Raw genomic sequence first — 24,059 nt, forward strand, 5'->3', positions numbered from 1 at the left:
ATGGCTGAACAACTGATTATTTTGGGTAATGGGTTTGATTTACGCTGTGGGTTGAAGTCCAGTTATAAAGATTTTTATGTATCTAGATACGATTCTCAAGAATATAACGATAAAATTAAATATTTGAAAGATAACGATGTTGAAAAATTCAATAAAATAGATTTCGTTTTGACTATCTGGGATATTATTCTCTGTGAGATTGAAGATGTCAAAGAGGCATATTGGAAAGATATTGAACAGGTTATTAAAGAATATGTTTTAAGCGAAGAAATTGAGTCTGAAGTTCCGAATTTTTATGCTAGCCTAGATGTTGATAGTCAAAAGCAAATAAAGAATAAGCAGGATAATATTAATGATTTTATAAAAAAATATGGACATAAGTTATCCATGGAAAAAGTAAAGCCAATGGGTAATGAAAAGGCACATTATGATACTCGTGCAGGTGCTGTGGTACTAGATAGCAATGCAAGAGGAGGAGATGAAGAATCTCAAACTAGATTATCAAATCTGATGTTTGGCGAAGAATTTAATAGCAAAAACTTTTATGATTTTCTAATGCTCAAACTCAAAGTGTTTGAAAATGAATTTAAAAATTATTTGCGAAAAGAAATTGAAAACAATGAAGAATATAACAATCAATCAACTAATATTTTAAAAGAAATCATCACTTATGACACCGCTGTTGAACCTTTTGAGACAAAAATTATTTCTTTTAACTACACAGAACCATTTACAGCTTTCCCTTTTCCAGATAAAAAGTATTATTGTTTAATGGAAGATCCGAAAATTGAAATTTCAAAAATTCAAAATGTTCACGGTACTTTAAAACATGGGATAGTTTTTGGGATTGATAGAAATATTGAAAATGAAAGTTTACCAGATAATGCAATTCCATTTACCAAAACCTATCGTTCATTGTCTATTAGGCAACCAGATTTTAGAATTCCTTTATTTGGAATTAACACTAAAATAATAAAGTTTTATGGTCACTCTTTGGGAGGCATGGACTATACTTACTTCAAAATTATTTTTGACAGTGTTAATTTAGTTAAGGGTGATGTGCAACTTATTTTCTTTTTTAGTATCTATGATAAAGACAAGATAAGTGAAATCAGAGAAGAAAACTACAAGCGCATTGACAACTTAATCCGAAGATACGAAGATGAAACAATGGGTAAAGAGAGTGATGTTTTATTACACAAGCTCAGACTAGAAGGACGCCTTTTATTACTTGAAGAAGGTTTTTACTGGAATACGAAAGAGGAGAAATAATGCCAAAACGTAACGATATCAAAAAAATCATGGTCATCGGCTCTGGCCCTATCATCATCGGTCAAGCAGCTGAGTTTGACTACGCTGGCACACAGGCTTGTCTTGCTTTAAAAGAAGAAGGTTACGGTGTTGTCTTGGTCAATTCCAACCCTGCGACCATCATGACTGACAAGGAAATTGCGGATAAGGTTTATATCGAACCGATTACAGTTGAATTTGTCACACGCATTCTCCGTAAGGAACGCCCAGATGCTTTGCTGCCAACGCTTGGGGGGCAAACGGGTCTGAATATGGCAATGGAATTGTCGAAAACAGGTATTCTGGAAGAATTAAAGATTGAGCTCCTTGGTACGAAACTTTCAGCCATTGACCAAGCAGAAGACCGTGATTTGTTTAAGCAACTCATGGAAGAATTGGATCAGCCAATTCCTGAATCTGAGATTGTGAATACAGTTGAGGAAGCCGTCGCTTTTGCCAATACCATCGGCTATCCGATTATTGTTCGCCCAGCCTTTACCCTTGGCGGTACTGGTGGCGGTATGTGTGACAATGAAGAAGAACTGCGCGAAACAGCTGAAAATGGCTTGAAACTTTCGCCTGTAACGCAATGTTTGATTGAGAAATCAATCGCCGGGTTCAAGGAAATCGAGTATGAAGTGATGCGGGATGCAGCTGACAATGCCATTGTCGTCTGTAACATGGAAAACTTTGACCCAGTTGGCATTCACACGGGTGATTCAATCGTTTTTGCGCCCAGCCAAACGCTTAGTGATATTGAATACCAAATGCTCCGTGATGCGTCTTTGAAAATTATCCGTGCCCTCAAAATCGAGGGTGGCTGTAATGTTCAGTTAGCATTAGATCCTGACAGCTTTAATTACTATGTCATCGAAGTCAATCCACGTGTGTCACGTTCATCAGCGCTTGCCTCGAAAGCAACGGGTTATCCGATTGCCAAATTAGCGGCGAAAATCGCGGTTGGCTTGACCTTGGACGAGATGATTAATCCTGTGACAGGCACGACTTATGCCATGTTTGAGCCAGCGCTTGACTATGTCGTCTCTAAAATTCCACGGTTCCCATTTGATAAATTTGAGTCTGGCGAGCGTCGGCTTGGTACGCAGATGAAAGCAACAGGAGAAGTCATGGCGATTGGGCGAAACATCGAGGAATCTTTCCTCAAAGCGGTTCGCTCACTTGAAGTCGGGGTTTATCACAACGAAATGCCTGAATTGGCAGCCGTAACGGATGATGCCTTGGTGGAAAAAATTGTCAAGGCGCAAGATGACAGACTTTTCTATCTGTCAGAAGCCATTCGCCGTGGTTATACGATTGAAGAATTGCACAGCCTAACAAAAATCGACCTCTTTTTCTTGGATAAATTACAACATATCTTTGAAATCGAGCAAGCATTGGTTGTCAATGTTTTCAGTCCAGAAGTCTTGAAAGATGCCAAACGCAACGGCTTTTCAGACCGTAAAATCGCTGATTTGTGGCAGACAGATGCGGCAGAAGTTCGCAAACGTCGCTTAGATAACAAGATTATGCCCGTTTTCAAAATGGTGGATACCTGTGCGGCTGAATTTGAGTCAACAACGCCCTATTTTTACAGCTCTTATGAGTTTGAAAATGAATCCATCCGCTCAGAAAAAGAATCTGTCCTTGTCTTGGGTTCTGGTCCGATTCGGATTGGGCAAGGGGTCGAGTTTGATTATGCGACGGTGCATTCAGTCAAAGCCATTCAAGCTGCGGGTTATGAAGCGATTATCATGAATTCAAATCCAGAGACTGTGTCGACTGACTTTTCAGTCTCTGACAAACTTTACTTTGAGCCACTGACATTCGAAGATGTCATGAATGTGATTGATTTGGAGCAACCCAAAGGTGTGATCGTTCAGTTTGGTGGGCAAACGGCGATTAACTTGGCTGAGCCTTTATCTCAAGCGGGCGTGAAGATTTTAGGGACGCAGGTTGAGGCGCTTGACCGTGCAGAAGACCGGAAGCTCTTTGAAGCGGCGCTGCAAGAGCTTGAGATTCCGCAACCGATTGGTGCAACAGCGACTAACGAAGAAGAAGCGGTGGCGAATGCGAATGCGATTGGTTATCCTGTCCTCGTCCGGCCGTCTTATGTCCTGGGCGGTCGTGCTATGGAAATCGTGGATAATGAGGCTGACCTGCGCAATTACATGCAGACAGCGGTTAAAGCCAGTCCTGACCATCCCGTTTTGGTCGATTCTTATCTGTTAGGTCGCGAGTGTGAAGTCGATGCGATTTGTGATGGCGAAAATGTCTTGATTCCAGGCATTATGGAGCATATCGAGCGTGCGGGGGTTCACTCTGGCGACTCCATGGCGGTTTATCCGCCACAAAATCTGTCAGCTGAAATTCAAGCAACGATTGCCGATTATACCAAACGCTTGGCGCTTGGTCTGAACTGTATCGGCATGATGAATGTGCAGTTTGTCATTTTTGACAATACGGTTTACGTCATCGAGGTCAATCCGCGTGCCTCACGGACGGTGCCTTTCCTGTCCAAAGTGACAGGTATTCCGATGGCACAAGTGGCAACCCAGCTGATTTTAGGCAAAACATTGGCAGAGTTAGGCTATGAAGATGGGCTTTTCCCTGAAGATGACAAGGTTCATGTCAAAGCGCCGGTCTTTAGTTTCACGAAACTGCAAAAAGTGGACGCCTACCTCTCGCCAGAGATGAAATCGACAGGCGAAGTTATGGGCTCTGATACGACACTTGAAAAAGCGCTCTATAAAGCCTTTGAGGCGTCTTACCTCCATCTTCCGACCTTTGGCAACATTCTCTTTACCGTTGCCGATGATGCCAAAGAAGAGGCGCTGACCCTTGCGAAACGCTTCTATGACATTGGCTACGGCATCTATGCCACTGCTGGCACAGCTAAGTTCTTTGCGGCCAATGGTGTCTATTCGGAAGTGATTGCTAAAATTGGCGAAAGTACAGACACACAAGCCAACATTGTTGACAGTATCCGTGCAGGACGCATTCAGGCGGTTGTCAATACCATGGGGAAAGACAGAAACGACCACAACACAGACGGCATGACCATTCGTCGTGAATCTATTGAGCATGGTGTGCCTTTGTTTACATCTTTAGATACGATTGCTGCCATGTTGAAAGTTTTGGAAAGTCGCTCATTTGTGACACAAGCGATTTAATTTAAACATGAATAAAAAATGAGAAAACATGGATTGAGGTTCGTGTTTTTTGATTGTCAAAGTGTTTTGACTTATTTGAAAGAAACTGTCAAAACGTTTTTACTTTTCATGAAATTTTTCATAAAACAAGCAACAAGCCTCTATTTTCAGGGCATTTGTGCTATACTAATGATAGAGAATTTTAGAAATGAGATGATATAAGTTATGAAAAACTGGCAAAAATTAACCCTCACATTTATCGTTGCGATTGTTGCAATTATATTAGATTTTGGCTTTCATCAGCCGATGATGACACGTTTACTCGTGACCATTGTCGGAGCAATCTTAGCCATTTCGATGTTTATTGAGATGGTCAAGACATTACGTAGCGGTCGCTATGGCGTTGACCTGCTTGCGATTATTGCGATTATCTCTACTTTAGCCATTGGGCAATACTGGGCAAGTCTGATTATTATTGTCATGCTTGTTGGTGGGGAGTCGCTAGAAGACTACGCAGCGCACCGTGCCAGCCGTGAACTGCATAAGTTATTGGAAAATTCCCCAACCTTTGCTCATAAAAAAGTTGGCGATAGCTATCAAGATACACCCATTGATGAGATTGAAATTGACGATGTGTTGCTCGTTAAGGCAAGTGAAGTGGTGCCGATTGACGGCATTGTTTTAGAAGGCGATAGCTGGTTTGACGAATCGTCGCTAACTGGGGAATCAGAACCTGTGACCAAAGCAGTGGGGGAAGACGTTTTATCTGGCAGTATCAACGGCGAAACGGCTGTCTTAATCAAGGCGAGTAAAAAAGCATCCGATAGTCAGTACCAAAAAATCGTTCAGTTGGTCAAAGAAAGTGAAGCAACACCTGCCCAATTTGTCCGTCTGGCAGATCGTTATGCCGTGCCATTTACGATTGTGTCCTTGGTGATTGCAGGAGCAGCTTGGCTGATTTCAGGCAATGTGACCCGTTTTGCTGAGGTGCTAGTTGTCGCAAGTCCATGCCCCTTGATTTTGGCAGCACCGATTGCCTTTGTCGGTGGCATGAGCCGTAGTTCGCGTAATGGTCTTCTGGTTAAAAACGGCACAACGATTGAAAAATTGTCACTCGCTAAAACCGTTGCTTTTGATAAAACAGGCACCTTGACGACAGGTGTTTTACAGGTCAAGGCTATCACACCTGAAAAAACAGAGCATTCAGAAAATGACTTACTCCAAATCGCTGCAGCCTTAGAAATTGGCAGTAACCATATTTTAGCCAAATCACTGGTTAAACTTGCCACAGAAAAAGGCTTGGCACTTTTAGACGTATCAGATTTAAAAGAATCAACTGGTCTTGGCTTGAGTGGTGTCATTGACAATAAAACCTATCGCATCGGTCGCGCTAACTTTGCCAATGCAGCAGATGAAAAAGTGAATGGGACAGCTGTTTTCATCAGTGAAGATGAGACGTTTATCGGTAAAATTTTATTTGAAGATAAAATTCGACCAGAATCTCAGCACGTCATTGAAAGACTAAAAGCCCAAGACGTGCAACACATTTTGATGCTGACAGGTGATAATCAAAAAACCGCTGAGCTCGTCGCAGGTGAGTTAGGCATTACAGAGGTACACGCAGGCCTCATGCCAAGTGAAAAAATTGGTATTTTGAAAGCATTGCCAGAAACGCATCGGCCTATGGTCATGGTCGGAGACGGTGTCAATGATGCCCCAGCCCTCGCCTTATCTGATGTCGGGATTGCCCTTGGTGCCAGTGGCTCAACAGTCGCCAGTGAAAGTGCCGACGTTGTTGTTTTGCGAAATGACTTAAACCTTGTGCCTGAGAGCATCAAAATTTCTCGTGAAACGATGAAAGTCGCGAAAGAAGCAGTGTTAATTGGTATCTTCATCTGTATCGCGCTCATGCTGATTGCTTCAACTGGTGTCTTACCAGCGATTATCGGTGCCCTGCTCCAAGAAGTCATTGATACCGTTTCTATCCTCTACGCCTTGAAAGCCTTGAAAGATCGAAAATAAATACTTGAAACCTATTGGTTTTTAGCCACCAATCTGTTATAATAGATGAAAGTCCTTTAAGTCATGCCGAGAGCATGACAAGGTTGCAGCGTCAGATGAAAGCAAACCGCGGGATTTTTCCTGCGGTTTTTTATAGGTCTGCTTTAGCCAAGTACGATTTTGTACGAAATGGATTAAGAAAGGTTGCGATGATTTTACAAGAAAAGATGACAATTTTGTCCAATGTTAAGATTGCGCCCCGTGTGTTTCGCATGGTGCTACAAGGTGACATGGTGCTAGATATGACCGTGCCTGACCAGTTCCTCCATATCCGCGTCCCAAGTCCTGACAAGGTTTTACGCCGCCCGATTTCGATCTCCGAGTATGACCGCAAAGCCAAAACTTGCGTCATCATTTATCGTGTCGAAGGTCCCGGTCTTGCGGATGTCTCACAAATGACGCTCGGTCAAAAACTAGATGTCATGGGACCGCTCGGCAATGGTTTTGACCTCAACATGCCCTTTCCAAAACAAAAAGCCCTGATTGTCGGCGGTGGTATTGGCACCCCACCGCTCGTGCAACTCGCGCGTGATTTGGTGGCAATGGGGGTAGCCGTGACAGTCTTGCTAGGCTTCGCCCAAAAATCAGCAGTCATTTTAGAAGCAGAATTTGCAGCCGTGGCATCTGAACTTAAAATCGTAACAGATGACGGGTCGTACGGTCGGGATGGCAATGTTGGCGTTTTACTAGATGAACTAGATGTCATGGCCTTTGATGCGGTCTATGCTTGTGGTGCCACAGGGATGCTCAGAGCAGTCGCTAGCCATACAGTCAATCACCCCAATGCTTTCATCTCAATGGAGGCAAGAATGGCATGTGGCATGGGGGCTTGTTACGCTTGCGTCGTTCATGTGGCAGGCGATACAACGGGTCAGCAAGCCTTGAAAGTCTGTGTTCAAGGCCCGATCTTTAGAGCAAGTGAGGTAGTCATCTGATGACAAATACGAGATTAGCAGTCAAATTACCAGGACTTGACCTGAAAAATCCGATTATCCCAGCCTCAGGTTGTTTTGGTTTCGGCCAAGAATACGCCAAATACTATGACATCAATCGTCTTGGCTCTATCATGATTAAAGCGACAACAGCGCAAGCCCGTTTTGGCAACCCAACACCCCGTGTGGCAGAAACGCCGTCTGGCATGCTCAATGCTATTGGCCTGCAAAATCCGGGTGTGGACGCTGTCATTGCAGACAAATTGACTTGGCTGGCACGAGAATGTCCAGACTTGCCGATTATTGCCAATGTTGCTGGTTTTTCTAATGCAGAATACGCCTTGGTCACGCAGAAGCTTTCTAAGGTTAAAAATGTGACCGCGATTGAGCTTAATATTTCCTGTCCTAATGTCGATCACGGCAATCATGGTCTGCTCATCGGTCAAGTCCCAGAACTCGCTTATGCTGCTGTCAAAGCTGCTGTTTCAGTGTCTGATGCGCCTGTCTATGTCAAGTTGACACCGAGTGTCGCTGATATCACAACCATTGCCAAAGCGGTCGAAGATGCGGGCGCAACTGGGTTTACGATGATTAATACCTTGGTCGGCACGCGATTTAGTTTGCAGACGAGACAGCCGATTATCGCGAATGGTACAGGGGGGATGTCTGGCCCTGCTATTTTCCCCGTGGCGCTTAAACTGATTCGTCAGGTCGCACAAGCGTCATCACTACCGATTATCGGGATGGGCGGTGTGGATTCTGCTGAAGATGCTTTAGAGATGATGATTGCGGGAGCGTCAGCCATTGGTGTCGGGACAGCAAACTTTACCGATCCCTTTATCTGTCCGAAAATCATCGAGACTTTGCCAGAGGTCATGGACAAATATGGTATCACCGATTTAACAACTTTTATGAGAGACTGTCAGGAGGCGATTCGTGGGTAAATTAACAGAAAACAGACCAGTCATTGCACTAGATTTTGCAGGCATGACAGAAGTCAAATCATTTTTAAAACAGTTTGATACAGTTGAACAGCTCTATGTCAAGGTTGGCATGGAATTATTTTATGCGGCGGGTCCTGATGTCGTTAAATATATCAAGTCTTTAGGACACGATGTTTTCTTGGATTTGAAATTGCATGATATTCCAAACTCAGTCAAATCAGCCATGAAAGTCATTCGCCATCTTGGCGTTGATTTGACCAATGTGCATGCCGCAGGTGGTGTTGAGATGATGTCTGAGGCGCTGGACGGCTTGGCAGGGTCAACAAAACTCATTGCTGTGACCCAGCTGACCTCAACCAGTGAGCAACAAATGCACGATTTTCAAAATATCCAGACGAGTTTGACGGAGTCGGTGGTGCATTATGCCCAAAAAACACAGGAAGCTGGGCTTGCTGGCGTTGTCTGCTCCGCCCAAGAAGTTGAGTTGATCAAATCAGCAACCTCATCAGACTTCATCTGCCTGACACCGGGGATTCGTCCTGCGGGTGCCGCAGTGGGTGACCAAAAGCGTGTGATGACACCAAGCCGAGCGAGACAAATCGGCAGTGATTTGATTGTCGTTGGTCGGCCGATTACGCAGGCAGAAAATCCTGTGACAGCCTACCATTTAATCAAAAATGACTGGCAAGGCAAGCAGAACTAAGATAAGTTTAGAGACAGCTTGAACTATCCCTTGTCAATGATGATTTTTTTTGGTAAGATTGAAGATATAACGAAAAGAAATAGCGAGACTCTAAATAATGGCAACTTATAATTTTACTCCGAAAGATATTTACGATGCAGATTTTGATGTGAAAATGCGTGGTTACGATAAAGACCAAGTCAATGATTTATTAGATGATGTCATTGTCGATTACGAAAAATTTCAAGAAGAAATTCTAGCTTTGCAAGAAGAAAATGAATTTTTGAAGAAAAAAATCCGTAACATTGAGTCAAAACCACAGGTTGCAGTTTCTGAAAACACACAACGGTTTAACCCAATTACTGCGTCAACAGATGCAACTGAAACAGCGAGTGGCCCACGTGTGACGATGAAATCAGCCAATAATTTTGACATTCTTAAACGTTTAAACCGTTTGGAACGTGCTGTTTTTGGTCCTCAAGCCCAAGCAACAGCAGCAAATGATATCTCTGCAGAATAAGACGTCGGTTATTTCCGATACTTTCACACATTTTAACAACCAGTTTTTGGATAATTGCGCGGTTTCTTGGAGTAATCCTTGTGAATCGTGAGGAAAGTCCATGCTCGCGCGGGCTGCGATGCCCGCAGTGTTTGTGCTAGGCGAAACCATAAGCCTAGGTAGGTTTGTCAGACCTAACGGCTGAATTTTAGCTAAGTTTTCTCACGAAAATAGGCGACGAATTCTGTAAAAGTGCCATAGAGACGAGTTGCTTTGGAAACAGAGCAAGTGGAACGTGGTAAACCCCTCAAGCGAGCAACCCAAACTTATGGTAGGGGCACTTGTCACGCGGAAATTGAACGCACGACGAGGCTATTTTTAGGCTTGCTTAAAAATAGCAGACAGATGATTATCGAAGGTTGGCTGAACGGTCAACTGGAACAAAACATGGCTTATAGAAAACTGGATGACAGGGGCTGGAGCGCAAAGCTCCAGCCTTTTTGAGATACTATGCTTGTTTGACTAGGTCTCAAACGAGAGACAACTCATAGAAAAGAAAAGATGAAAAATAATTTTAATTTAGTCGCAACAGCAGCGGCGGGACTTGAAAGTCTAACCGCGCGTGAATTACGAGATTTAGGCATTGAAACGAAACTAGATGATCGCTCACGTGTTTTATTTTCAGGTGACAAGGAAACGATTGCCAAAGCCAATCTCTGGTTGAGAACGGCTGATCGTGTCAAAATCATTATCGGTGAATTTCCGGCTAAAACTTTTGATGACCTATTTGAAGGTGTCTACGCCTTAGATTGGGCTGAGCTTTTACCTTTCGGCGCTCAGTTTCCAATCGCCAAAGCTAAAGCCATCAAGTCTGACTTACACAATGAGCCAAGTATTCAGGCGATTACGAAAAAAGCCATCGCTAAAAAAATGCAAGTCCATTATCATCGACCTGAAAATGTACCAATCCCTGAAACAGGTGCGCTATTTTCGATTGAAGTCGCTTTACATAAAAATGTGGCGACCATCATGCTGGATACAACAGGAGAGTCGCTCTTTAAGCGGGGCTATCGGGTTGACAAAGGTGGCGCACCGATTAAGGAAAATATGGCGGCGGCTATTATCATGTTGACCAACTGGCGCGCCAATATGTCACGCCCTTTTGTTGACCCCACCTGTGGTTCAGGGACATTTTGTATCGAAGCGGCTTTGATTGGGATGAACATTGCACCAGGTTTCAACCGAGACTTTGCTTTTGAAGCGTGGCCGTGGTTTGAAGATGAGATTTTCAAAAAAGTTCGAGATGATGCGGAAAGTCTAGCCAATTATGATGCCAAACTTGACATTTCTGGGTTTGATATTGATGGGCGGATGATCCAAATCGCCCAAGAAAATGCCCTCGAAATCGGTCTCGATGACATCATTCACTTCAAGCAAATGCGTCTGCAAGACTTTCGCTCTGACAAATTAGACGGTGTCTTGATTTCTAACCCACCTTATGGCGAGCGGTTAGGCGATGAGATGGCGGCCTATGAACTCTATGAAGAAATGGGTGAGACCTTCAAGCCACTTGAGACTTGGAGTAAATATATCATCACAAGTGATTTAGAATTCGAAAAACATTATGGCGCTAAGGCGACTAAAAAACGTAAGTTATACAATGGTCGCTTGCGGACAGATTTGTATCAATATTTTGGTAAGAGAATAAAATAATATGGCTAAAAAAAAGAAAAAGACAGCTTACAAGGAAAAAACATTGGCAATGAAAGATGCTGAAAACCTGACAGTTGAACAGGTTGCGGCTAAGTCTGATGAGCTTGAGACTGAAAATTTGACTAAGGAAAGCTCGCTTGATAAGTATATTCGTCAGCACAGATCTGATATTGAATCTGCTAAAAAAGCGCGGCAACTCAAAGCAGCGGCAGCATCTGAAAGTCTGGATAAGTTAGTCAAAACAGTTAGAAAAGAAGCAACTGCTGAGACAAAAGAGCCAGTTGCTCCAGAAGCTGAAATCGAAACGTCAGAAACACCAGAGGTTGCTGAAAATACTGGAATGACTGAAGAAGTTGAGCCTGATTTTCCAGAGCTTCAAGGGTCTTTTGACACGGTCGTTTTGTCAGATGAAGCTGGCACTGAAACAGAACCAGCTGAGCCTGCGCTAACTGAAAAGTCTGATGATGTCCCTGTCAATCAAGCTGAACCTGTACCAGTTGTTGCACCATCAGCGACCAAAATATCAGAACCCAAGGCTGAGCCTAAAGCACCTATCAAAGTCCCTGAAATGATAGTGCCTCAAGCCAGTCCAGCCAATTCAAGTGTAACTTCTGATGAAGCAACTCACTCACATAAAAAGCCAGTCATTATCGGTGTCTGCGCCTTGCTCTTATTGGCAGTGGGGGGAGCAGTCTGGTACCATTTTGATCAAGTGAATCAAAAACAAGCTACCCAAACCGAAAAATTAGAGGCTAAAAAGTCTGAGGAAGCTAAAAAAACAGCTGCTTTTAACAAAGTTTATGCGACATTTTTCGTAGATGATAAAGCGACAAAATTAAAAAATGATCAGTTTGATCACATCGACAAGCTGACCGGCGAGTTGGATAAGTTGAAAAACCAATCTGACTACAAAACGTTGCAAGCCAAAGTAGCCGAACTCAAGTCGGAAATCTCAGCGATTAAAGCAATGAATGGGAATTTCGATAAGGCCGTTATCAAGGATGGTGTTTTGGATAAATCAGTGCAGGTCCGAGAGGGTGCTAAGTTGAGCTATACGGCGACCGAAAATGACGCGCTCAATATCTTATTAAAAGACGCTGTTGCCCATGGACAAGCCCAGCAAAAAGCTAAGACTTCTGAAGCACCAGCGCCGGCAACCCCAGCCCAACCAGTCGCACCATCAGCGCCTGCTAATACGACAACAGCACCCGAACAAGGGGCTGCTACAGCGCCAGCGGGCTCAGCCAGTACGCCAGTATCTACTGGCTCTGGCTTATCAACCGCTCAGTATCAAGCCCAATATCCAAACGTCAGCCTTTCTACGGGAAATTCCCGTGTTCCGGTGGATCCAAACGCTGACCTCAGCAATCCCGCCTATGCTTGGGCGCCTGGTATCCAAGAGTTAGTCTTGCAAAAATGTCGTGATCGCGGCTATATCACAGGTAATGCCTATATCCTTTTGCCAGCAAGCATCCAAAAAGGCAACGGCTATTACAATCTCTACCGACCTGACGGCACTTATCTCGTTTCGATTAACTGTAAAACAGGATACTTTGTCGGCAATGGCGCGGGCCATGCGGATGACTTGGATTACTAAGCTGTTCTGACAAGAAGGTATGAACTTTGAACCGCTGTTTTTGGCACATTTACTGATTTTAAGTCAGAAATGTTCCTGAAAATAGGATAAAAACCGAACGTTTAAGACAGAAACTGCCTGATTTAGGCAGTTTTTTTCATGATTTCAACAAATTTTACGTTATGATAGATTTATATTAAACTTAGGAGAAATCATGACTGAAAAACGGACATTACTCTATGAAGGTAAGGCAAAAAATCTCTATCTGACAGATGACGAGAGAATTGTTTTGGCTGCCTACAAAGATCAAGCAACAGCACTCAATGGCAAGAAAAAAGACCAGATTGCGGGTAAAGGTGAGCTCAATAACCAAATTACCAGTCTGATTTTCCGTGAGCTGAATCGTCGTGGTGTCAAAACGCATTTCATTGAACAAGTCTCTAAAACCGAACAGTTAAATACAAAAGTTGACATTATTCCCTTGGAAGTGGTCGTTCGAAATTATACGGCAGGCTCATTTTCCAAACGTTTTGGGATTGAAGAAGGCGTGAAATTTCCAACGCCAATCGTTGAATTTTACTATAAAAATGATGATTTGGATGATCCTTTTATCAATGATGCCCATGTTAAATTTTTAGACATTGCAAGCGATGACGAGATTGCCTTTCTCAAACAAGCAGCGCTTGAAACTGATGCGATTTTGACAGATATTTTTACCAAAATTGGTCTCAAATTGATTGATTTCAAATTGGAATATGGTCGTTTGCCTGACGGCACCATTATCCTAGCTGATGAAGTGTCTCCTGATACCTCACGCCTTTGGGATGCCGATAATAACCATCTTGATAAAGATGTCTATCGCCGTGACTTAGGGGATATAATCCCAGTTTATCAAAAAGTCCTCGCCGATTTACAAGCAGAATTTGAAGGAAAATAATCTCGTGAAAAAACGTATTTTTGTCGCTAAAAAACCTGAATTTAAAGTCAAAAACCATGCCCTCTTGACAGAGTTACAACATAATCTGCAACTTGAAACGTTGACATCTGTTAATATCGTCCAAGTCTATGATGTTTTTCATGTGGCAGATGCTATTTTGGCTGCTGCGGAACAATCTATCTTCTCTGAAAAAGTGACGGACAACCTGTTGAGCGATGCAACAGTCAAGGCTGCTCTTGCTGAGTCTAAATTTTTCGCCATTGAGGCACTTCCGGGACAATTCGACCAGAGGGCAACCTCGGCAGAAGAAGCGCTATTCTTGCTAGGTGCGAGCCATGATGCCGTCGTCAAAACGGCACAACTTTATCTGCTCAATTCGGATTTGTCTGACGCGGAATTTGAAAAAATTAAGACCTATCAGCTCAACGCTGTTGATTCACGCTTTAAAGACATCGAAACTGAGATTGCGGAGGAAACCATTTCAGGTGCGAGTGACAGGATTCCAGTTCTCGAAGACTTTATCACAAAATCTGAAACTGAGATTGCTGACCTGCACACAGCTTACTCACTCGCCATGGAAGTGGCTGATTTGGTGTGGATTCAGGATTATTTCAAGACAGTAGACCGAAACCCAACCGAAACGGAATTGAAAGTTTTGGATACCTATTGGAGTGACCATACGCGTCATACGACTTTTGAAACAGAACTCCGACATATTGATTTTTCACGTTCAAAATTTCAGACGCAACTTCAAGCGACATTTGAAAAATACCTGACCATGCGTGAAGATATCAACCGGAGCGAAAAGCCAACGACATTGATGGAGTTGGCGACGATTTTCGGGCGTTACGAGCGTGCCAATGGTCGTTTAGATGACATGGAAGTGTCTGATGAAATTAATGCTTGTTCGGTTGAGATTGAAGTCGATGTCAATGGTGTCAAAGAACCATGGCTCCTCATGTTCAAGAATGAAACGCATAATCACCCGACTGAAATCGAGCCGTTTGGTGGGGCGTCGACTTGTATCGGGGGTGCCATTCGCGACCCACTTTCTGGTCGTGCCTATGTCTATCAAGCCATGCGAATTACAGGTGCGGGCGATATTACGGCGCCGATTTCTGAGACGCGAGCGGGTAAATTGCCACAGCAGGTCATCTCTAAAGGGGCTGCCCATGGTTACAGCTCCTACGGTAACCAGATTGGGCTTGCGACGACTTATGTCAAGGAATATTTCCACCCCGGTTTCATCGCCAAGCGTTTGGAGACTGGTGCTGTTGTCGGTGCTGCACCAAAGGAAAATGTCCTGCGTTTGAAACCTCAAGCAGGTGATGCGATTATCTTATTCGGTGGCAAAACAGGTCGTGATGGCGTCGGTGGGGCGACTGGGTCGTCTAAGGTTCAGACCAAGGAAACAGTTGAAACCGCAGGCGCTGAGGTTCAAAAAGGTAATGCCATTGAAGAACGTAAGATTCAGCGCCTGTTCAGAAATCCAGAAGTGACACAGCTCGTTAAAAAATCTAATGACTTCGGTGCGGGTGGTGTCTGTGTTGCTATTGGTGAATTAGCAGACGGCTTACGCATTGATTTAGATAAAATTCCATTGAAATATCAAGGGCTATCAGGAACTGAAATTGCGATTTCTGAATCGCAAGAACGAATGTCTGTTGTCGTTGAAGCTAGAGACGTTGATAAATTTATCGCTGAATGTGCCAAGGAAAACATTTTGGCGGTTCAAGTCGCAGAAGTGACTGAAAAAGCCAACCTAACCATGGTCTGGAAAGGGCAAACGATTGTTGACATCGAACGCTCATTCCTCGATACAAATGGTGTTCGTGTCGTTGTGGATGCCACCGTTGTTGATTCTGACTTACCTGTACCATTTGATAAAACATCAACTTTAGAGACGCTAGATACTGATTTGAATGGTCTCTTGTCAGAGCTCAACTTCGCCTCACAAAAAGGTTTGCAGACGATTTTTGATAGCTCCATCGGGCGCTCAACAGTCAACCAACCGATTGGTGGTCGCTATCAACTTACACCAACTGAAAGCACTGTTCAGAAATTACCAGTCTTGCACGGTGTGACCGATACTGTTTCCCTACTTGCGCATGGCTACAATCCAGAAATCGCGGCTTGGTCACCTTATCACGGTGCAGCTTATGCTGTGATTGAGGCGACAGCACGTCTGGTTGCGACAGGTTCAAACTGGGCTCAAGCACGTTTTTCATACCAAGAATATTTTGAGCGCATGGACAAACAGCCTGAACGTTTTGGTAAGCCACTTGCGGCTCTCCTTGGCTCGATCGAGGCGCAAGAACAGCTCGGCTTGCCGTCAATCGGTGGGAAAGATTCCATGAGTGGCACCTTTGAGGACATCACAGTGCCACCAACACTGATTGCCTTTGGCGTGACGACGTCTGAAACAGACCGCATCTTATCGCCTGAGTTTAAGTCCCCTCATGACAATATCTACTATATCCCTGGCATAACGGTCACAGATAACATCAACTGGGACATTATCAAATCGAATTTTGACTTGCTGACAGACTTGCAAGCACACCATAACATCACGGCAGCCATTTCGACCAAGGCAGGCGGTTTTGGTGAAGCCATCGCCCTCATGACCTTCGGCAATCACATCGGTGCCAACCTTGCCCTATCTGACATCTCAGACATCATCAAAGCGCAGTTTGCTGGCTTTATCTTCACCTCTCCTGAAGAAATCACAGGTGTGACAAAAATCGGTCGTACAACGACGGACTTTAATCTCGTGATCAATGGTATCAGCCTGTCAGGTGAGACCTTATTGTCAAGCTACGAAAGCCCGCTAGAATCAGTCTATCCAACTTTGTTTGAACAAGCTGATCGTTTAGTAGAGGTTGAGACGAAAGCTTCTCACGCGACGATTCAAGCACCGGCTAAAATCGAGACACCGATCGTCTATATCCCAGTCTTTCCGGGGACTAACTGTGAATACGATACAGCCAAAGCCTTTGAAGCAGCGGGTGCTCAAGCTAAAATCGTACCCTTCCGTACCTTAGATATTGCGGATTCAATCAAGGAAATGGTTGCCAATATCGCGCAAGCCAATATTCTCATGTTTGCGGGCGGTTTCTCGGCAGCCGACGAGCCGGATGGTTCTGCCAAATTTATCGTCAACATTCTCTTGAACGAGCAAGTCAAATCAGCCATTGATGCCTTTATCGCGCATGGTGGGCTGATTCTTGGAATCTGTAATGGTTTCCAAGCCTTGGTCAAATCTGGCTTGCTGCCTTATGGTCAATTTGACAGCTTGACTAATCAGTCACCAACCCTGTTCTATAATGATGCCAATCAGCACGTGGCGAAAATGGTTGAGACCAAAATCACCAACACCAATTCGCCGTGGTTGACAGGTGTTCAAGTCGGTGACATTCATACCATTCCAGTTTCGCACGGAGAAGGGAAGTTTGTTGTTTCCGATGCTGAACTCGCTGACTTGATTGACAACGGTCAAATCATCACACAATACGTTGACTTTGATGGCAAACCAAGCATGGATTCTTTCTACAATCCCAATGGTTCAGTCGCAGCCATTGAAGGCATTATCAGTAAAAACGGTCAGATTCTCGGTAAAATGGGACATTCTGAACGCTATGAAGCTGGACTTTTCAAAAATATCCCCGGTCATAAAGATCAGCAACTTTTTGAAAGTGCTGTGGCTTATTTTAGAGGTTAATCAGAATTATTATAAAAATCATGTTGAGTTTGATTTTATCTGCATGATTTTTTTGTGGCGATTGCTCATTTAAAAAAGATAGAAATGGGTTGATTGAAATGATATAATGAATTTAATCTGATTGAAGATTGTAAAGGAATATATCAAAGCACAACAAAAAATATCGTCTATAATGGTTATGGGGATTAACAATGGGAGTGACAGCAAGACAAACAAAATTCATTTTTAGAACAAAAGAACTACTGAGTTTGAGTAGCTCTGTCTCTGTTAAAGAACGTGAAATTTTAACACGTGCTGCGATAGCTTTTAATGAAGGAGTAGCCTTTAAAAAAGTAATCAATGTTCTTTCGTTAGGCTTGAGAGACTTAGAAATATATCAACAAAATGGTCTAACACCAAACGCTGATAAGTTATTTAAAGATATCCAAGAAATTTATGGTGAGCCAGTTGACTTTCTAGGTGCACGAGATTGGAAATATGATAATCCTGATTTTGAATGGGTAGGAAATGGAAGATATGGCGGAAAATGGAGACGTAAGGGGGATGTCTATTGTAATAGTTTCCGTTCGCAGTTTATTTCAGTAATACTATTTATTGCTATTTTAATATGTGTTGTGTTGCTCTTATTTTTCTTACCTAAGTTCTTATAAAAGAGGAGATGCCAAATGTCTAAAGGGTTAGTGCATCCAATCAATCTATTAAATATTGTGAATTAGCTAATCATTAGTATGTGGAGAAATAAATGATTTTTGTTATATTAGCTATAATAGGATTGTTTTTATGGGGAACGACTTATGGCATATTGTTTGTCTTAAAAAAGACATCATTTTTTTCTGATAGGAGTGAAGAAGAAGTCATAAAATTAGATGAATATAGACAAAAATGGTCTCCTGTTGATATTTATAGTGTCACAGGGACAAGATTTTATTCAATCATTAAAACAAAAGATGACCATTATTTTCTAGTTAATCATTTTTCTCCTAAATTTTCAGCAATTAATTTATTTAGAAAAGTCGATAAATGGCATGCAGTGTCTATTAGTAAATTAGATGCTGAAAGGTTACAAGAAAAAACGCTATATGATTATACCATGATTGGTGTTGCAACCGTGAGTACTCTATTAGCCATATATGTTTCTAATTATAAAGTAACTTGGCATTTTTGGTTTACAAACAAACTTGCGGTTTCTCTATTTATCTTTCTTGCGCTGATAGGGATTATCATTGGGGTAATAAGAATGGCTAAAAGTATTGATAAGTTTAAGGCGAAAGAAAAAGACTTATTTATCAATGCAAAACGAAGTATTATTAAATTAAAAAGTAATCAAAAGTATATTTTATATCTATATTTAGGATGGTTATTAATGTTTTATTGGCTACCAATTTCATTGCATATGAAAATTATTTTGGTTCCAATTGTATTTGAGGAAGTAGTGGTCAGATTATACAGTTCAATTGGAAAGGTTAGAAAGAAAAAATTTGATGAAGAGGTGTCATGGATAAATAAAAAAATATATGGAAAAGATGCTTACTATACCGATGTTAGCACGCCATCTGAAATTTTCAATGATTATCAAGGTGAGAGTATGCGCAAAAAATAGAACATGATTTATTTTTTAGGACTTAATGACAGTAGCTCAACCTATTTCGAGCATATATCTGATATAAAATCAAGCCACTGATGTGGTTTGATTTTTTGTAGTAACCATCATCAGAAATTATCAAAAAAGATAAGCAAAGTGTTACTATTTTTCGTATATAGAGTTAGAGGGCAAAAATATGTATGATATACAAGAAGTAGACTACCCCATGAGACCACGTGAGCGCCTGAGAACACTCGGAGAAAAGTATTTATCGGATCAAGAATTACTGGCTATTTTACTGCGAACGGGTACGGCTCGGTCATCTGTCTTAGAGCTGTCAGGTCAGATACTTCGCCATTTTGAAACGCTGGAAAATTTTCGCAGGGCTAGTATTGAAGAGCTAATGCAAATTTCAGGGATTGGCGAGAGTAAAGCTGTCGAAATCCGTGCCATGATAGAGCTGGGCAAGCGGATACAAACCACTGAACGCAAACGATATGGTCAAGTCAAAGGGGCACAACAATTTGCCAAGACCTTGATTGATGAGATGTCAGACTTTGATCAGGAGCATTTGGTGGCAGTCTATCTGGATGGTAAAAATAAAATCATCAAAAAGCGGACAATTTTTGTGGGAACCGTTAATTCAGCGAGTGCCAATCCCTGTGAAATTTTGCATTTTGCAGTTAAAACCTTGGCAGCTGGTATTTTAATCGCCCATAATCATCCGTCTGGTGACCCTAAACCGTCAGAGGCGGATGTTGTGTTCACTGAGCGAATGGAAAATGCTTGTGATTATATTGGTATTAACTTGATTGACCATATCATCGTCGGGCATCAGCGCTATTTTTCATTTCAGGAGAGTGGTTTGATGTTTTGAGGTTAAAAAAACACGTCCAGATAAAGGACGTGTCGTTAAAGATTAGAGACAGTGTAAGGCAAGAAAGCTAAGTCTTCATTACGGACATGATACATAAAGTCAGGATGCCATTGAACGCCCAGAAAACGAATCTTGCGACAAACACCAATGCTTGAGACCTTGGCATCATTTTTGCTCAGTCTCTTTTTTGTCTTGCATGAAAAACAAGAGCGTTTGGAGTTCACTGGTCAAATCAATCGATTGCACCGTGATATTTTCTGGGACTTGAAGGCGTCTTGGTGTAAAGTTGAGAATGCCTTTAATGCCAGAAGCAATCAAAGTATCAGCGACTTCTTGGGCGCGGTCAGACTGCACTGAGATGATAGCAGTCTCGATATTTGAATCCTGAAGATTTTTTTGAATATCTGAGATATTGTAGATTGGGATACCATCATCAGTCTTGGTGCCAACGAGCGGGTTGCCCGCGACATCGTAGGCTTGGGTAATCCGCATTTTATTGCGATCATGAAAGCGATAATTAATCAAGGCACGGCCTAAGTTACCGACACCGACAAGGGCGATGTTAGTTTCCGCAGAGTCGCCTAATAGATTGCCAAAAAAGTCACGAAGGGCAGTGGTATCATAGCCATAGCCACGTCTGCCAAGTTCGCCAAACAGTGAAAAATCCCGTCTGACGGTAGCTGAGTCAACGCCTAATTTTGCGGCGATGGCCTGCGAATTGGTTCGATCCACCTTGTCTGCCACAAACTGCTTGAAAATGCGGTAGTATTGGGGCAAGCGTTTGGCAGTTGCCTTGGGTAAGACTTCATTAAATTTTGTGACGACCATAAAAGTAAAAACCTCCATTAGTATTGCTTACTATTTATTAGTACTCTTTGTGAATAGGTTACCAAAAGTTTGTGAAGTTGTCAAACAAAATCAACTAGCCGATTAGATTAACAGGCTGAGTTATGGTAAAATAGACCTATGATTTTACTACAAGGGAACAATATTTCACGGACATTTGGCGCAGATGTCCTGTTTGAAAAAATAAATTTTACAATTCAAGATAACTCGCGGGTTTCACTCGTCGGACGCAATGGTGCAGGCAAATCAACCCTGCTGAAAATTATTGCAGATGTGGAGACACCAAGTGCTGGAGAGATTTCAAAGACTAAAAATTTGACCCTGTCTTACTTGGCACAGGAGGCAAATTTTTCATCTGAGCGGACGATTTATGACGAGATGCTCAGCGTTTTTGACTTGCAAATGAGTCAGGAAAAGCAATTACGTCAGATGGAAACACAAATGGGAGAGTTGTCGGGTGATGACCTCGCTAGTTTGATGACACGTTATGACAGCCTGACTGAGACATTTCGCCAAAATAAAGGCTTTACCTATGAATCTGACATCAAAAATGTCTTAAATGGTTTCAAGTTTGATGCCACGTTTTGGTCGCAATCTGTCGCAAGTTTGTCAGGTGGTCAAAAAACACGTCTGGCTTTGGCAAAGATTTTGCTCGAAAACCCAGCCTTTTTAATTCTTGATGAACCGACCAACCACTTGGATATCGAAACCTTATTGTGGTTGGAAAATTACCTGAAAAACTATCGTGGCGCAATTCTCATTGTCAGCCATGACCGCTATTTTTTGGATAAAGTAACGACTGAAACGCTAGAATTATCACGTGGCAAGCTTGAAAAATATGCTGGCAATTACAGCAAGTACATTGAACTAAAAGCTGAAAAATTGGCAACCCAAGCCAAACAATATGACAAACAGCAAAAAGAAATCGCCAGTTTAGAAGATTTTGTGAACCGTAATCTAGCGCGTGTCTCAACGACCAAACGCGCCCAGTCGAGACGGAAAAAACTTGAAAAAATGGAACGCTTGGATCAACCTCTGACCAATGAAAAATCAGCCCATTTCGCCTTTTCACCGGCGATTGAGTCGGGAAATGTCGTGTTGACGGTTGAAAATGGTGCTGTTGGCTACGATAAAGCAGTTTTATCTAGCCCGATTAACTTAGACGAGCGCAAGTACGATTCAATCGCCATTGTCGGGCCAAATGGGATTGGCAAATCGACTTTAATCAAGTCGATTGTTGGCAAAATTCCTTTGATTGACGGTACGGTCAAATTAGGGGCCAATGTCGCCATGGGGTATTATGACCAAGAACAACGTGACTTGACGCCGTCTAACTCAGTATTAGAGGAGCTTTGGCAAGATCATAGTCTTGTGCCAGAGGTTGACATCCGAAATCGTCTGGGCGCCTTTCTTTTTTCAGGCGATGACGTCCAAAAAGCTGTTGGCATGTTGTCTGGTGGTGAAAAAGCGCGTTTACTCTTGGCTAAGCTCTCCATGCAAAATGATAATTTCTTGGTGCTTGACGAGCCGACCAACCACTTGGATATTGATAGCCGTGAAGTCTTGGAAAATGCCCTCATCGATTTTGACGGCACGCTACTCTTTGTCAGTCATGACCGCTATTTCATTAACAGAGTTGCCGATAAAGTCCTTGAAATATCTGCCCAAGGCAGCAGACTTTACTTGGGTGATTATGACTATTATTTGGAAAAAAAGGCTGAGGAGGCTGAAATTGCGGCACTTTTAGCAACAGAAAGCAATCAAAACTCAGAAACTGAGCAACCGTCAAGCTATCAAGCATCGAAAGATGATCAAAAATGGCGTCGCAAATTGACGCGGGACATCGCAGCCTTAGACGAAAAATTACAGGTATTTGATGAAAGGATTGCAGCCTTGCATGAGCAAATGGTCGCGTCATCAGAAGACTTTGTCAGCTTAGGCGAGCTACAAAAAGAGCTGGATGCAATTGAGGCAGAAAAAGAAGCCGTTGAAGAATTATGGCTAGAAAAATCTGAAGAACTTAGTGAGTCAATTTAGTGCGACATCATACAAAAAATTATGACTATCTGATTGTCGGGGCAGGACCATTTGGCGCAACTTTTGCCCATGAGGTAGCTAAGCGTGGTAAGCGGTGTTTGCTTATCGAGCGTCGCAGTCATTTAGGTGGTAATCTCTATACCCACCAAGAAAATGGGATCACTATCCACGATTATGGGGCGCATATTTTCCACACAGACAACAAAGCCATCTGGGATTATGTCAATCAATTCACGGCATTTAACGGCTATATTAACCAAGTTATTGCTAATTTTAAAGGGGATTTGTATAATCTGCCTTTTAATATGAACACTTTTTATCAGATGTGGGGTGTCAAAACACCAGCAGCAGCGCAAGCTAAAATTGCTGAACAGCGTGAGGCTGCAGGGATTACGGGCACACCTAAAAATCTAGAAGAGCAAGGGATTTCGCTTATCGGGACTGATATTTACGAGAAACTGGTTAAAGGTTACACAGAAAAACAATGGGGACGCAAGGCGACTGAGCTACCTAGTTTTATCATTCGCCGTTTACCAACACGTTTTACTTTTGATAATAATTACTTCAATCATCGCTATCAAGGCCTACCAGTAAACGGCTATACAGAAATTTTTGAGAAAATGTTGGACAGTGATTTGATAGATGTCCAACTGGATACGGACTTTTTCGCTGATAAGGCAGCTTATTTAGCTGAGTTTCCGCGGATTGTTTATACCGGCATGATTGACCAATTTTTTGCTTACAAATTTGGCGAGCTAGACTACCGCTGTCTTCGTTTCCAGTCTGAGCTTTTACCGACGGAAAATGCTCAAGGCAATGCCGTTACCAACTATACAGATGCAGAAACGCCTTTCACACGGGTCATGGAATGGCGCCATTTCGATCAAAAAGGCGATGATGATGTTACGATTTTGACACGGGAATATCCGCAAGACTGGGATAGAACTAAAGAAGCTTATTATCCAGTCAATGATGAGAAAAATTCAGCCGTGTTTAAACAATATCAAGCAGAGGCTCAAAAACTTGACAAGGTCATCTTGGGTGGGCGGTTAGCCACTTACCAATACTACGACATGGATCAAGTTTTTCACGCAGCTTTAGTTGCCGTTGAAAAAGAGTTTCAACAATCGTAAGAAAATTTCAAATTATCTCAACCATTTCCCGGACATCTTGTGATAAAATAGTAACAAACAAACTTTTGAAAGAGAGCACACCC

Annotated in this window: 17 protein-coding genes and 1 other RNA gene; 17 read left to right on the forward strand and 1 reads right to left on the reverse strand. The window is 42.6% G+C overall.

Going from position 1 to position 24,059, the window contains the following annotated elements; translation table 11 throughout:
* The 15 genes from RsY01_RS04750 (at position 1) to radC (ending at position 19,960) form a co-directional block, all read left to right on the forward strand.
* Positions 1–1,272, forward strand: a complete 1,272-nt coding sequence (locus RsY01_RS04750) for an AbiH family protein (RefSeq protein ID WP_094784407.1) — start codon at positions 1–3, stop codon at positions 1,270–1,272.
* On the forward strand, positions 1,272–4,460 hold the full coding sequence (gene carB / locus RsY01_RS04755; protein WP_094784408.1) for a carbamoyl-phosphate synthase large subunit: 3,189 nt from the start codon (positions 1,272–1,274) through the stop codon (positions 4,458–4,460). The genes RsY01_RS04750 and carB overlap by 1 nt, the downstream gene beginning before the upstream one ends.
* Positions 4,461–4,664: 204 nt before the next feature.
* Positions 4,665–6,461 (forward strand): heavy metal translocating P-type ATPase, encoded by a 1,797-nt coding sequence (locus RsY01_RS04765; protein ID WP_094784410.1) that lies wholly within the window; start codon positions 4,665–4,667, stop codon positions 6,459–6,461.
* Between the two features lie 188 nt (positions 6,462–6,649).
* Complete coding sequence (locus RsY01_RS04770) at positions 6,650–7,435, forward strand: dihydroorotate dehydrogenase electron transfer subunit (protein ID WP_094784411.1); 786 nt, start codon at positions 6,650–6,652, stop codon at positions 7,433–7,435.
* Positions 7,435–8,376 (forward strand): dihydroorotate dehydrogenase, encoded by a 942-nt coding sequence (locus RsY01_RS04775; protein ID WP_094784412.1) that lies wholly within the window; start codon positions 7,435–7,437, stop codon positions 8,374–8,376. Before RsY01_RS04770 ends, RsY01_RS04775 begins: the two co-directional genes overlap by 1 nt.
* Positions 8,369–9,079: an orotidine-5'-phosphate decarboxylase gene (gene pyrF / locus RsY01_RS04780; protein ID WP_094784413.1), complete on the forward strand. Its 711-nt coding sequence runs from the start codon at positions 8,369–8,371 to the stop codon at positions 9,077–9,079. Before RsY01_RS04775 ends, pyrF begins: the two co-directional genes overlap by 8 nt.
* Positions 9,080–9,176: 97 nt before the next feature.
* Positions 9,177–9,578 (forward strand): cell division regulator GpsB, encoded by a 402-nt coding sequence (gene gpsB, locus RsY01_RS04785; protein WP_094784414.1) that lies wholly within the window; start codon positions 9,177–9,179, stop codon positions 9,576–9,578.
* A 42-nt stretch (positions 9,579–9,620) separates the two neighbouring features.
* Positions 9,621–10,017, forward strand: an RNA gene (gene rnpB / locus RsY01_RS04790) — RNase P RNA component class B.
* Positions 10,018–10,118: 101 nt separating this feature from the next.
* Positions 10,119–11,270: a THUMP domain-containing class I SAM-dependent RNA methyltransferase gene (locus RsY01_RS04795; RefSeq protein ID WP_094784415.1), complete on the forward strand. Its 1,152-nt coding sequence runs from the start codon at positions 10,119–10,121 to the stop codon at positions 11,268–11,270.
* 1 nt (position 11,271) lies between these two features.
* Positions 11,272–12,867: a cell division site-positioning protein MapZ family protein gene (locus tag RsY01_RS04800; protein ID WP_094784416.1), complete on the forward strand. Its 1,596-nt coding sequence runs from the start codon at positions 11,272–11,274 to the stop codon at positions 12,865–12,867.
* Positions 12,868–13,060: 193 nt separating this feature from the next.
* The gene (gene purC / locus RsY01_RS04805) at positions 13,061–13,783 is read left to right on the forward strand and encodes a phosphoribosylaminoimidazolesuccinocarboxamide synthase (RefSeq protein ID WP_094784417.1); all 723 of its coding nucleotides are present in this window, start codon (positions 13,061–13,063) and stop codon (positions 13,781–13,783) included.
* Between the two features lie 4 nt (positions 13,784–13,787).
* Positions 13,788–17,501, forward strand: coding sequence for a phosphoribosylformylglycinamidine synthase (locus RsY01_RS04810; RefSeq protein ID WP_094784418.1), 3,714 nt, complete (start codon positions 13,788–13,790; stop codon positions 17,499–17,501).
* A gap of 191 nt (positions 17,502–17,692) precedes the next feature.
* Positions 17,693–18,151 (forward strand): bacteriocin immunity protein, encoded by a 459-nt coding sequence (locus tag RsY01_RS04815; protein ID WP_094784419.1) that lies wholly within the window; start codon positions 17,693–17,695, stop codon positions 18,149–18,151.
* 92 nt (positions 18,152–18,243) lie between these two features.
* On the forward strand, positions 18,244–19,101 hold the full coding sequence (locus RsY01_RS04820; protein WP_094784420.1) for a hypothetical protein: 858 nt from the start codon (positions 18,244–18,246) through the stop codon (positions 19,099–19,101).
* Between the two features lie 178 nt (positions 19,102–19,279).
* The gene (gene radC, locus RsY01_RS04825) at positions 19,280–19,960 is read left to right on the forward strand and encodes a RadC family protein (protein WP_094784421.1); all 681 of its coding nucleotides are present in this window, start codon (positions 19,280–19,282) and stop codon (positions 19,958–19,960) included.
* A gap of 165 nt (positions 19,961–20,125) precedes the next feature.
* Here radC and RsY01_RS04835 read toward each other — a convergent pair whose 3' ends face one another.
* Positions 20,126–20,788 carry a redox-sensing transcriptional repressor Rex gene (locus RsY01_RS04835; RefSeq protein ID WP_094784422.1) on the reverse strand — a complete coding sequence of 221 codons (663 nt, stop codon included), beginning with the start codon at positions 20,786–20,788 and terminating at the stop codon, positions 20,126–20,128.
* Between the two features lie 138 nt (positions 20,789–20,926).
* Here RsY01_RS04835 and RsY01_RS04840 point away from each other — a divergent pair, with 138 nt between their 5' ends.
* Positions 20,927–22,843, forward strand: a complete 1,917-nt coding sequence (locus tag RsY01_RS04840) for an ABC-F family ATP-binding cassette domain-containing protein (protein ID WP_094784423.1) — start codon at positions 20,927–20,929, stop codon at positions 22,841–22,843.
* Entirely contained in the window at positions 22,843–23,976 is a 1,134-nt protein-coding gene (gene glf / locus RsY01_RS04845; protein ID WP_094784424.1) for a UDP-galactopyranose mutase, read from the forward strand. The genes RsY01_RS04840 and glf overlap by 1 nt, the downstream gene beginning before the upstream one ends.
* Positions 23,977–24,059: the final 83 nt, after the last annotated feature.

This window comes from Pseudolactococcus reticulitermitis (assembly GCF_002260845.1).
GTDB lineage: Bacteria > Bacillota > Bacilli > Lactobacillales > Streptococcaceae > Pseudolactococcus > Pseudolactococcus reticulitermitis.

What these genes read in the sequence shown, in the direction of transcription:
- RsY01_RS04750 (WP_094784407.1), top strand. Translation starts at nt 1, where the DNA reads ATGGCTGAACAACTGATTATTTTGGGTAATGGGTTTGATTTACGCTGT.
- carB (WP_094784408.1), top strand. Translation starts at nt 1,272, where the DNA reads ATGCCAAAACGTAACGATATCAAAAAAATCATGGTCATCGGCTCTGGC.
- RsY01_RS04765 (WP_094784410.1), top strand. Translation starts at nt 4,665, where the DNA reads ATGAAAAACTGGCAAAAATTAACCCTCACATTTATCGTTGCGATTGTT.
- RsY01_RS04770 (WP_094784411.1), top strand. Translation starts at nt 6,650, where the DNA reads ATGATTTTACAAGAAAAGATGACAATTTTGTCCAATGTTAAGATTGCG.
- RsY01_RS04775 (WP_094784412.1), top strand. Translation starts at nt 7,435, where the DNA reads ATGACAAATACGAGATTAGCAGTCAAATTACCAGGACTTGACCTGAAA.
- gpsB (WP_094784414.1), top strand. Translation starts at nt 9,177, where the DNA reads ATGGCAACTTATAATTTTACTCCGAAAGATATTTACGATGCAGATTTT.
- RsY01_RS04795 (WP_094784415.1), top strand. Translation starts at nt 10,119, where the DNA reads ATGAAAAATAATTTTAATTTAGTCGCAACAGCAGCGGCGGGACTTGAA.
- RsY01_RS04800 (WP_094784416.1), top strand. Translation starts at nt 11,272, where the DNA reads ATGGCTAAAAAAAAGAAAAAGACAGCTTACAAGGAAAAAACATTGGCA.
- purC (WP_094784417.1), top strand. Translation starts at nt 13,061, where the DNA reads ATGACTGAAAAACGGACATTACTCTATGAAGGTAAGGCAAAAAATCTC.
- RsY01_RS04815 (WP_094784419.1), top strand. Translation starts at nt 17,693, where the DNA reads ATGGGAGTGACAGCAAGACAAACAAAATTCATTTTTAGAACAAAAGAA.
- RsY01_RS04820 (WP_094784420.1), top strand. Translation starts at nt 18,244, where the DNA reads ATGATTTTTGTTATATTAGCTATAATAGGATTGTTTTTATGGGGAACG.
- radC (WP_094784421.1), top strand. Translation starts at nt 19,280, where the DNA reads ATGTATGATATACAAGAAGTAGACTACCCCATGAGACCACGTGAGCGC.
- RsY01_RS04835 (WP_094784422.1), bottom strand. Translation starts at nt 20,788, where the DNA reads ATGGTCGTCACAAAATTTAATGAAGTCTTACCCAAGGCAACTGCCAAA.
- RsY01_RS04840 (WP_094784423.1), top strand. Translation starts at nt 20,927, where the DNA reads ATGATTTTACTACAAGGGAACAATATTTCACGGACATTTGGCGCAGAT.